Here is an 11,198-nt window from a genome sequence, read left to right on the forward strand (position 1 = left end):
TCACTCTGTGACCTGTTTTCGTGTGCCTTTATTTACCGGCTGTACTTTCAACCTAATCTCTCCTTTATCAACGCAATGATCTTCGTTCGAGATTATTATGACAAAGAGACAGAAAGATTGCAATAGATTTACATAAAGTGATGGGATTTGATAGGAAAGTGATGTATTTTAAGATTGATTATTTGAATTCGTAGTCAGCGGAAGATGGAGGAGAATGCGGAAATACCCGTCTTTTTGCTCGGTAAAGCACTCTGCACCGTATTTCTGTGTGAACTGTTCGATGGAGCGTGTGCCGTAGCCATGCTCTATCGAAGGCCCCTCACGTTTCGGTAGCCCGTTCGCAGAGAGTTTGACCGGCGTGGAGCATCGATTTTCGACGGAGAGAAAGAAGCTGTCCCCCGCTGTCCGTGCACGAACACGAATGCCGCGCGCTGATTCCGGCTCACGCTCCTCTGCCTGGATTGCATTCTCGAGGAGGTTGCAGAGGACAAGTGAGCAGTCGATTTCTGCCGCAAAGGTATCGGGCGTGGTGGCTTTTATGTCGATGGGGATGTCTTTTGCACGTGCTTGCCCTACATAGACGGAGAGTGCGGCATCGATCAGGGGATTTTCTGCGAAGTGCTCGACGCTGGTTGCGTCAATCTGATAGTTGAGACTTTGGATGAGCTGTATTGCTGCCTCATCCTCGCCGCGTGCAATGAGATCGGCAAGCATTTTGGCATTGTGGCGGAGATCATGGCGAACGACGGCAAGACGCGCCTGCTTGTCCTGTAGGGAACGCGTATAGGCACCAAAGGAATTCATGCGGCGCAGAAGTGCCAGATTGCGCTCTGTGGTTGCTGTCTGCTCCAGAATATGTTCGAGTCCGCGCCATGCGGTGAGAGCAATGAAGAGTCCCGAGGAAAAGAAGAGTAGGCGTGAAATAAAGTAATCGAGCACGAGTAGTTGATCTCCGACCGAATAGTAGGTCTCGTGAAAGATGGTGAGAAAGGGCAGCGGGGTGATGTAGAGCCAGAAGCGTTCTGTGTTGACGGAGGAAAAACGCAGGAAAATTTGGCGGAAGAAAGGGAGGACGAGGGGGAATGTCGCGAGGTAGAGGGTAAGATAGATCAGACAATACAGATAAAAATGATCGAAAAAACTCTGGACACCAACAAAAAGGAGGGTGAGAATGGCGGCAAACGAGGAGACTGTGCCGGCAAGGATGAGCTGAATGCCGAGGATGAATATGTGCTGCACAAAGTATGGACGAATGAGAAGGAGGTTGAGCACAAAGTAGGGGAGGAATCCGAAGAAGAAAAAGATGTGTTTGAAGGTCTGCAATGTGAAGGGGAGTATGTCGGAGAATAGGAGGAGCAGGAGGAGGATGTTCTCACAAAAGAAGATGAGGGCGTATCCCTGCATCAGTTGTTTGCGTGTATGTCCGTCGAGGATGGGACGAAAGGGGAGGTAGCGCAGATAGACGGACGGCAGGAGTGTAAGGGTGAACAGAAATGTTGTGAGAACGATGTTGATTTTGTATTCCACCATGTCATTCTTCTCCTTGTTTTCATTCGTATTGTTTTGTGGTATTATACGATGTGATATAAGATTCGTCAAATCTATGAAAACTGTATGAAGGAAAAGGGGGACAAGATGCGGATTGCGATTGTGGACGATGAGCCGGAGGTGTGTGCGGCGGTACGCGACTATCTCATTCATATCCTTGAGAAATACTAGGCAGATCAGGCATCCCTGGTGGAGGTCGAACTGTTTGGAACGGCGGAGGAAATGCTGGACGCATTCGCCAACCGCCCCTACGACCTCCTCCTTCTCGACATCCGTATGCCGGGGCTTGGTGGCATGGAGGCGGCACGGCGCATCCGTGCCAGCAGCAATGATGTGGGCATTATCTTCCTCACGAGCAGCGAAGAATATCTGATGGAGGGCTACCGTGTCTTTGCCGACGGCTATTTCCTAAAGCCTGTGAGCATGGATGAAGAGGCGTTCCGTGCAGCTCTTGCACGCGTGTTTGAACGTCGTGCCAAGGCGGCGCAGACGCTGATGGTTCAGCATAATGGGCAGCCGCTTGAAATCCTCTTGAATAAGATTCACTATGTCGATATCGAAGGTGGACGGCTGCATATTGCGCTTGCAAAGCAAGGTGTTTGCCTTACGCGTCCCTATACATATGAGTGGGCGGTGGAGCGACTCGGACGTGACCCGCGGTTTCTTGAGTGCTATCACCGTATTCTGGTCAATATGGACAAGATCGAGCGCATGGACAAGGAGGCGTTCGTGCTCACCAATGGGGTGGAACTGCCGATCAGTCAGCGACGGCGGAGTTGTGTGCGGGCTTCGTATATGCAGTATCTGTTGAATAAATAGTGAGTTAAAAGTCCTAAAAACTTGCATTTCATTAAGAAAATACGACGATTTCTGCACAAGAACGCCACTTTCATATAAGAATACTTCACTTTCTGCAATTCTATTGCAGAAAGTTCTTTTTTTTGTAATAATCAGAACAAGAGGAGTCTCGGAGATGCATCCGGCCGTTCATGGCCGCCGAGGCTTCCAAATGTTTGATTTATAGCAAAGGAGACGTTTGGTTATGAATATGTTCTTGCTTACAAAGAGGCTGCTCCTGCCGCTGATTGCGGTTCTGACTCTTATGCTCGCAGCGGGCTGCGGTGATGACAAACCGAAGGAGTCGGCGGACAAGGCGGTGCTTGCCTATGCGGAACTCTATGCGTATGCCGATACGGACAAGCTCTCTGCGACGGGGATGACCGAGGCACAGAAGAAGCAGATTTCGCAGGCTCTTTTGACGGAGTCGGATCAAATGTTCCAGAGCTTTATGCTTTCGGAGTCCAATGCGATGGAGATCACGGATTACTACATTGCAGACCGCAAGGCAAATATGGAGCTCAAGGCAAAGGTCAAGAAGGATGATGCCAAGAATCCCGTGGTCGAGCTGACGGCGACGCCGATTGATACGCGCGGCGCAAAGCAGCAGATGGACAAGAATGAGGAGCTGGTTGCGATGGGTGTCTACATCGGTCTTGCTCAGCAGCAGGGTGTGGACGTGCGCACGGATGCGACCTATCAGCAGGGAGCTGTGGAGATCCTCAAGGCGGTCATCGACGATATGCCGTATGACAGCGAAAAGACGCTGGATGTGACGTGCGAGCTCGTCAAGAGCGACGACGGCAAGGCTCTCTACTGGGCACCGAAGGATCCGCAGGTGATCCGTAAATTCCTCGACGGGGAGTAATGACGAATACATTCGGAAGGGAGTCATGAATCATGCCGACTGCGATGCGTGTGCTGCGGTCTGTCTTTGCTGTTCTGTTTCTTGCACTCGTTCTATCGGGCTGCACGGATGAGGGCGTGACGAAGGCGCGTGCGCAGTTCCCCGATGCCTACAGCAGGGATGATACATGGCTCGTTTCGTGGTATATCTGCGGCTCGGATCTCGAGTCGGAGTACGGTGCGGCGAGTGCAGATCTGGAGGAGCTGATGGAAGCGGATCTGCCGCCGAATGTGCGTGTACTGATTCTCGCGGGCGGCACGCGGGAGTGGCAGAACGATACGTTTACGAGACCTCTGAATCTCTATCTCTACGATGCGGACGGCCTGCATGAGCTCGAGAACTTGCCGGATGCAGACATGGGGAGCACGGGGACGCTCACAAATTTCCTGCGCTATGGCGCGGAGAACTATCCCGCCGATCACCGTGTCTTTGTGTTTTGGAATCATGGCGGCGGGAGTGCGGCGGGGGTCTGTGCGGATGAGCGCACGGAGAATATGCTGTGCCTCAACGATATACGGCAGGCATTCGCTGCTGTCTATGGAGAGCATCCCGCAGAGCCGCCCTATGAACTCATCGGCTTTGATGCCTGTCTGATGGCGAGCTACGAGACGGCGGCATCTCTTGAGGGATATACGCGCTATATGGTCGCCTCGGAGGAGATGGAGCCGGGCAACGGTTGGAACTACGACGCTTGGGTTGGCGCACTCGGCGACAATCCGGCGATGGGCGGCGCACGGCTCGGCGAGGTGATCTGTGACTCCTATCTTGCAGGATGCAGGGAGGAGGATACGGAGGAGGAGGCGACGCTTTCTGTCATTGATCTCGCCCGTCTGCCGGCACTGACTTCCGTCTATGAGCGATACAGCCGCGATGTGCTGGCGCGTGCGGCACATCTCTCGCCCGCGTTTTTTGCGGCACTGGATCGTGCAGCGCAGCGTGCGGAGAACTACGGTGGCAATACGCGTGAGATGGGCTATGCAAATATGGTCGATCTGGCGGGGTTGGCGCAGGAGACGGCACAGGAGTTTCCGAGTGCCAAGGCTCTTGCAGCGGCGGTGGGTGATGCCTGTATTTACAAGGTGCACGGCGACTACCGTCGGCGCGGCGGCGGCATTTCCTCCTACTATTCCTATGATGGGGATGAGGACGGATTTGCGGCGTACGTCGATCAGGATGCGGCACTGATGGAGCAGAAATGTCTGCTCTACACCATGCTCTATGGGGAGCTGCCCGACGAGGCGACGGAACTCCTCGCGGGGCAAAGCACTGCGGGGCGGCTCAACGCGCTGCCCACGCAGAGGCAGCAGATCTTCAATACCGCCGCATTGGAGGATCGTGTGCTCGATGTGGATCGTGATGGCAGTGCATTTGTGCGGCTCAGTACGGCTGAGATGGACATGCTCTCGTCGGTTCGCTGCAATCTGCTCTATCTCGGCACGGAGGAGGATGTGATTCTCTACCTCGGCAGTGATGCGAATGTCGATGCGGATTGGGAGTGCGGTATTTTTAAGGACAATTTTGACGGCACATGGCCCATGCTGGACGGACATCCCGTCTATATCGAGATCGTGGAGGAGGGGGACGACTACAATCTCTACTCCATTCCCGTCAAGCTGAACGGCAGGGAGTGCAATCTGCAGGTTGCGTACAGCTATGCGGATGGAAAATATCGTATTCTGGGCGCACGTCGGGGGCTTGAGCCGAACGGCATGAGCGACCGCAATCTCATCCGACTGAAGCCGGGGGATCTGCTGACGACGATTCACTATGCGATGAGTGCCTCGGGCGATGATGAGGACTTTATGCCCGTGGAGGTCGATACGTTCCGTCTCGGGAGTCATCCCGAGGTGCGGGACGAGGAGGTTGGCGACGGAACATACGGCTATCTCTTCGAGTTCGTTGCACCGGCGGGCGAAAGTGCGCTTTCGGATATTGCCATCTTTGAAATCGAGAATGGCGATATTACGACGACGGTCGAGTAATTCCATCCGGCAAGGAGGAAATCTATGGCAGAAATTCATACAGAGGACGGTGTGCCGTCGCAGACGGAGCGCATTTTTGCTGCACTCGCACAGGGAGCTTGCTTCGTTGGCGGCCTTGGCTATCTCCTTCTCCCGTTCGTCCTCTGGCTCATCATGCGGAGTCGAAGCACGTTTGTCGCGTATCATGCGAAGCAGGCATTTTTCATCCAGTTCATTGTCCTTGTTCTCTTTATTCTTGCCTGTGTCCTCGGCGCGGTACTGGATGATAGCAATATTGCCGTCGGCCTGTGCTTCCTTGTCGGGATCCCGTGGTGTCTTGCCTCGGTCTATGCCGTGGTGAAGGCGCTCTCGGGGGAGCGTTGGCATTTTCCGGGACTTGGCTGGGTTGTGTAATATGGAACTTATTTATTATTTGGGAGGTTTATCATGAGTAAAAAAAGTCCTGTCATTGGGGCAATCCTTGGTTTTTTCATTCTCGGTTTATTTTATAGCACAGGGTTCAACAAGAAGGGCGTGATCGCTGTCATTGCTCTCGGGTTCATCAGTTGGGGCGTAGGGCTGGCAAGCGTGGAGCTGTCCACCATCGTCGCTATTGTCGGCGCGTATCTTGGCTACAGGTGGTCGAACGAACACAATGCCATGCTGGAAGAAGGAATGTCTGCGCAATAGGAGCCTTCTCCCCATGCGCAGCATATGGATGTGATACCTTCCGAGGATGCGGCGAAAAAACTAGCGTAATTTTTCTGTGTGTGCTACAATGGAGCGGATAAACTCTATTGTAGCACATTTTTTTGAGGTGACATTTTGCGATATTCTTTGAAACGCCTTGCAGCGGCGTCTCTTTTTGCGTTTACACTGAATTTTTACACGCCGGCCTCCTATGCGATGCCGCCCATCCTTCCATACAGTGAGGTTACGGCGGGCATGCAGGGGACGGCCTATACCGTGCTCGATACGTCGGGTGAGATTCGCACATTTCCCGTTGAAATCCTTGGGAACATGGAGGGCGGCAAGGGTGCGCAGCGTATGATTATGGCGCGGACGAGCGGGGATTTGATTGAGCACGTCGGCGGTGTGCTGCAAGGGATGAGCGGCAGCCCCGTCTATGTTGAGGGGCGTCTGGTCGGTGCGCTCGCGGCAGGGCTGAAGGATCTCAGTCCCTATACGTTTTTCATCACGCCGATCGAGGATATGATACCGCTCTGGTCGATGCCGGATACGAAGAATCAGACGAATATTGATACAATTGATCTGGTGAAGGCGCTCGAGGCGCGTAAGAAGGCCGAGGAAAAGCGCCGCCTGCGCGAGCGCGAGAAAGTCTTTGCGAAGATGTCGCGCGAAGAACGTGAGGCAGAGTGGCGTGATATGATTGCGGCACTGAACGGTGAGAAGACGGAGGGAACAGCGGCGAACGCCGATGAATCCGCACCGACCAATGATGCTGCTGCTGCACGTACGGACGACAGTGCTGCCGAGGATACGGCGGCGCAGTCAGCAGCTGCAGCGGAAGAAAAGGCGTATTTCTTTACGCGCGGCTTTAACGGGGCGGGTCTGCGCTATTTGCAGGACAAGCTCCCGATGGGCGGGGCCTCGTTCCTTCCTCTGGGCGGGGCGGCAGCGACTGCGAACATTCATACACGCTACGATGCGACGCTCACGGGCGGGCAGCCGGTCGGCGTGGCTCTTGTCTACGGCGATTTCAGCATTGGCGCGACGGGCACGGTGACGGCGGTCGATGGCAAGAAGGTCGTCGCGTTCGGGCATTCCTTTATGCACAAGGGGAATGTCAACTACTTTATGACGGATGCGGATGTCATTGGGACGATCGCGGGACAGAGCAACGGCGTGAAGATCGCGAACATCGGCAGTGTGATTGGACGCGTCAATCAGGATCGTGAGACGGGGATTGCGGGGATTCTCGGGACGTTCCCGACCTCTGTGCCGGTGCAGATTCATGTGAAGGACAATGCGCTCGGGACGGAGGAGACGTTCGGGGCGCAGATCGCCTATGACGAGGATTTCCTGCCCATTCTCTCGGGCAGTGTCGCCTACGCCGCGATGAGCCGCGTTGCGGACTCCCTCGGCAGCAGTACGGCGCGCATCCGCTTTGCCATCCGCACGAATGCCTACGACGGCGGTCTTTTCGAGCGCCGCAATATGTACTACAGCGCGGCGGATGTGGGGCAGGTCGCTGTCACGGAGCTCCTGCAGGCGGTGAATCTGATCGTGACGAATGCGGAGCAGGAGTCCGACATCATTGATGTCAATGTGGATGTGGAGCTGAATGGAGAGCGTCAGACGGCGCTGCTCGTCTCGGCGACCCCCGATAAGATGACGGTGAAGCCGGGCGAGACGGTGACGTTTCGGACGAAGATTCGCCCCTACCGCAAGGCAGAGGAGACGCTCTCCATTTCCTATCAGGTACCCAAGACCCAGCCGGCGGGGGTGCTGAACCTCGATATTCGCGGGGGCGGGTTTGTGCCCGTGAACCCGCTCATGCTGTTTGCACAGGCGGGGCTTGAGGTGCCTGACGATGAGGAGAAGTTTAAGTCGACGGGCGACCGTCTGCGCGAGTTGGCGGAGCAGGGGGAGAACAATGAGATCATCATTGCGCCCGGAGCGGCACCCGCACCGACCTCCGATAAGGAGATGAAAAGGCGCATGAAGGCGGCGGCAAAGGCATCGGCACGCGCGGCGAAAGAGGAGCCGGAGAAGCGTGTAAAGCTGCTCGCAGATCCGAATAAGAAGGAAGCAAAGGAAAAATTCTTCGCGCCGTATGTGATTGAGAATGTGATACACGCGACGCTCAAGGTAGAGGAATAAGCCGATGGAGGGGAACGGCGAATGGAACAACTGGTGATTCACGGAGGGCATCCTCTGTGTGGACGCGTGAAGATCGGCGGAGCAAAGAATGCGGTGCTGCCGATCATCGCGGCGGCACTCCTCGGCAGTCGGGGGGTGAGTGTTCTGGACGATGTGCCCGCACTGGAGGATGTCTATACGATCTCCTCGGTGCTGCGCTCACTCGGGGTGAAGGCGGACTACGCCGCAAAGGAGCATCGCCTGACGATCGACGCGTCGAAGATTGCGACGGTGTCCGCGCCCTATGAGCTTGTGCGCAAGATGCGCGCGTCCTTTCTCATCATGGGCCCGCTGCTCGCCCGCGAGGGGTGTGCGGAGATCTCGCTGCCGGGGGGCTGCGCGATTGGGACGCGTCCGATTGACCTGCATCTCAAGGGGTTTGAGGCACTCGGCGCACAGATTGAGATCACGCAGGGGGCGATTCACGCCTCTGCGCCGCACGGGCTGAAGGGGGCGCGGATCTATTTCGATTTCCCGAGCGTGGGGGCAACGGAAAATGTGATGATGGCGGCGTCCTGCGCCGAGGGGCAGACGATCCTGGAGAATCCGGCACTTGAGCCGGAGATTGTCGATCTCGCAAACTATCTGAACGTCATGGGCGCACACATTCGCGGTGCGGGGACGAACCGCATCAAGATTGACGGCGTGCCGGGACTCATGGCGGCGGACTACACGATCATCCCCGACCGCATTGAGGCGGGGACGTACATGGTCGCGGCGGCGATGACGGGCGGTGATGTCTTTATCGAGAATGCAATCAGCGAGCATCTGAAGCCTGTCGTGGCAAAACTGCAGGAGGCAGGAGCTGAGATCGAGGAGGATATCGCGGGCATTCGCGTGCGTGCAGACGGCAGGATGAAGGCAATCGATCTCAAGACGATGCCGTATCCCGGCTTTCCGACGGATATGCAGGCGCAGTTCATGGCTCTGCTTGCTGTTGCGGAGGGGACGAGCGTCGTCACGGAGACGGTGTTTGAGAACCGTTTTATGCACGTCGAGGAGCTGCAGCGTATGGGCGCACGGATTCGCGTGGATGGCCGTACGGCGACGGTCGAGGGCGGCCATACGCTCACAGGTGCCGCCGTGCGGGCGACCGACCTGCGTGCGGGCGCGGCGATGGTGCTCGCGGGGCTTGTGGCAGACGGCGAGACGCGCGTCGGCTACATTCATCACATCGATCGCGGCTATGACGATCTCGTAGCGAAACTCGTTGCGCTCGGCGCGGATATCCGCCGTACGGAGGGCGTATGGGACGAGTGCGAAAAATCACTTGCATAAATGGAATTTATGCGATAAAATCTAGTAGTAACGACCGATTGAGGAGGAATGAGTCATGAAGCACATCAAGACGGTCAACAAGCCGACGATGCAGTCCACGCTCTACACGGGCGGCTGCGGCGAATGTCAGGCGTCCTGCCAGTCTGCCTGCAAGACTTCCTGCACGGTGGGCAACCAGCCCTGTGCGAAGTAAGACGGGGGAATCGGCACAGCCCTTCTCGTTTGCGAGAGGGGCTTTTTCTGTGTGTTTGTCCTGCATACGCTACGCAAATATTTAGTTGCGCAAACGGTCGTACGCGTATTGCATTTCCAAGAGTGTTTATGAAGGAGAACAAATGAAAGTCCGAACGCATAAGTTCAAGCAGAACGGTATGCACGTTCTCGTCGATGTGAACAGCGGTGCGGTTCACGTCATTGACGAGATGATTTACGATATGATGGATGACTTCGACGGAACGAACGACGAGGCGGTTCTTGCGCGTCTTGCGGGGCGTTATCCCGAGGCGGAGCTGCGTGAAGCGTGCGGCGAGCTGCATGAGCTGATGGCGGCGGGCGCACTCTTTGCGCCCGACATTGACGTACCCCCCACGTTCAAGTCGCGCGGGCTCGTGAAGTCGCTGTGCCTGATGGTGGCGCAGGACTGCAATCTGCGCTGCAAGTACTGTTTCGGCGACGGCGGCAGCTACGGCGGGCATCGGGCGATCATGAGCCCCGAGGTCGGACGCGCGGCGGTGGACTTCATCATCCATGGGTGCGGTCCGAGGAAGCACTGCGAGATCGACTTTTTTGGCGGTGAACCGCTCATGAATCTCGGAACGGTCAAGGCAGTCACGGAGTATGTTCGCAGACGTGAACAGGAGACGGGCAAGGAGTTCAAGCTGACGCTGACGACAAACGGGATGCTGCTTTCCGATAAGAATATTGCGTGGCTGAACGAGAACAACATCTCCGTCGTGCTCTCCTCGGACGGACGGCGCGAGGTGCACGATGCGATGCGCCCCGATGTACGCGGCAACGGCTCGTACGATGTCGTCATGAAGAACTTCAAAAAGCTCGTCGATGCGCGTCATGGCAATGACTACTATCTGCGCGGGACGTACACGCGCGAGAATCTCGACTTTACAAAGGATGTGCTCGCGATGAACGAGGCGGGTTTTGACATCCTCTCCATGGAGCCGGTGGTCTTAAAGGACAGTCCGCTCGGCTTCACGGAGGAGGATCTGCCGCGCATCTTCGCCGAGTACGATCATCTGACCGAGACCTATCTCAGCCACGTGCGAGCGGGCAAGGGATTCTTCTTTTTCCACTTCAACATGGATCTGAATCACGGCCCGTGCGTGGCAAAGCGGCTCGCAGGGTGCGGCGCGGGGCATGAATACTATGCGGTCGCGGAAAACGGCGATCTCTATCCGTGCCATCAGTTCGTCGGGCGTGAGGACTATCGCCTCGGCTCGGTCTTTACGGGCGTGGAGAACATGGCACTGCCGACGTATTTCCGCAACTCCCATGTGCTCAACAAGCCGCTCTGCCGTGACTGCTGGGCGCGGTTCTACTGCAGCGGTGGCTGTCATGCGAATGCCGATCTCTTTCACGGGGACATTCGCCATCCCTATGAGCTCGGCTGTGCGATCCAGAAGAAGCGTCTTGAGTGCGCCATCCTCGTACAGGCAGTACTCGCACTTGCACAGGAAGAAGCGCAGGAGGACGTACGGAAAAGAGCATAAGAACGCAAAAGGGACTGTTGCACGAAGGTAAATTTATCTTTGTGCAACAGTCCATCTTTT

Annotated in this window: 10 protein-coding genes; 9 read left to right on the forward strand and 1 reads right to left on the reverse strand. The window is 56.0% G+C overall.

Going from position 1 to position 11,198, the window contains the following annotated elements; genetic code table 11:
• Nucleotides 1-168: 168 nt before the first annotated feature.
• Nucleotides 169-1,530 carry a sensor histidine kinase gene (locus ACO6BQ_RS10280; protein WP_489120788.1) on the reverse strand — a complete coding sequence of 454 codons (1,362 nt, stop codon included), beginning with the start codon at nucleotides 1,528-1,530 and terminating at the stop codon, nucleotides 169-171.
• 207 nt (nucleotides 1,531-1,737) lie between these two features.
• Between ACO6BQ_RS10280 and ACO6BQ_RS10285 the strand changes: the two genes are divergently transcribed.
• The 9 genes from ACO6BQ_RS10285 to scfB all read left to right on the forward strand — a co-directional run bounded on the left by ACO6BQ_RS10285 (nucleotide 1,738) and on the right by scfB (nucleotide 11,138).
• Nucleotides 1,738-2,367 carry a LytR/AlgR family response regulator transcription factor gene (locus tag ACO6BQ_RS10285; protein ID WP_489120790.1) on the forward strand — a complete coding sequence of 210 codons (630 nt, stop codon included), beginning with the start codon at nucleotides 1,738-1,740 and terminating at the stop codon, nucleotides 2,365-2,367.
• 223 nt (nucleotides 2,368-2,590) lie between these two features.
• Nucleotides 2,591-3,253 (forward strand): DUF5105 domain-containing protein, encoded by a 663-nt coding sequence (locus ACO6BQ_RS10290; RefSeq protein ID WP_489120791.1) that lies wholly within the window; start codon nucleotides 2,591-2,593, stop codon nucleotides 3,251-3,253.
• Between the two features lie 32 nt (nucleotides 3,254-3,285).
• Nucleotides 3,286-5,274 carry a clostripain-related cysteine peptidase gene (locus ACO6BQ_RS10295; RefSeq protein WP_489120793.1) on the forward strand — a complete coding sequence of 663 codons (1,989 nt, stop codon included), beginning with the start codon at nucleotides 3,286-3,288 and terminating at the stop codon, nucleotides 5,272-5,274.
• Between the two features lie 24 nt (nucleotides 5,275-5,298).
• Nucleotides 5,299-5,667: a magnetosome magnetite crystal formation protein family gene (locus ACO6BQ_RS10300; protein ID WP_489120794.1), complete on the forward strand. Its 369-nt coding sequence runs from the start codon at nucleotides 5,299-5,301 to the stop codon at nucleotides 5,665-5,667.
• A 33-nt stretch (nucleotides 5,668-5,700) separates the two neighbouring features.
• A complete protein-coding gene (locus ACO6BQ_RS10305; protein ID WP_489120795.1) occupies nucleotides 5,701-5,943 on the forward strand; it encodes a phospho-N-acetylmuramoyl-pentapeptide-transferase in 243 nt (80 codons plus the stop codon).
• Between the two features lie 135 nt (nucleotides 5,944-6,078).
• Entirely contained in the window at nucleotides 6,079-8,097 is a 2,019-nt protein-coding gene (locus ACO6BQ_RS10310; RefSeq protein WP_489120796.1) for a SpoIVB peptidase S55 domain-containing protein, read from the forward strand.
• A gap of 21 nt (nucleotides 8,098-8,118) precedes the next feature.
• Nucleotides 8,119-9,414 (forward strand): UDP-N-acetylglucosamine 1-carboxyvinyltransferase, encoded by a 1,296-nt coding sequence (gene murA, locus ACO6BQ_RS10315; protein WP_489120797.1) that lies wholly within the window; start codon nucleotides 8,119-8,121, stop codon nucleotides 9,412-9,414.
• A 55-nt stretch (nucleotides 9,415-9,469) separates the two neighbouring features.
• Nucleotides 9,470-9,607: a six-cysteine ranthipeptide SCIFF gene (gene scfA / locus ACO6BQ_RS10320; protein ID WP_006691237.1), complete on the forward strand. Its 138-nt coding sequence runs from the start codon at nucleotides 9,470-9,472 to the stop codon at nucleotides 9,605-9,607.
• Nucleotides 9,608-9,749: 142 nt separating this feature from the next.
• A complete protein-coding gene (gene scfB / locus ACO6BQ_RS10325; protein WP_489120798.1) occupies nucleotides 9,750-11,138 on the forward strand; it encodes a thioether cross-link-forming SCIFF peptide maturase in 1,389 nt (462 codons plus the stop codon).
• The last annotated feature ends 60 nt before the right edge of the window (nucleotides 11,139-11,198 follow it).

The sequence above is a fragment of the Centipeda sp. (in: firmicutes) genome, from assembly GCF_057271695.1.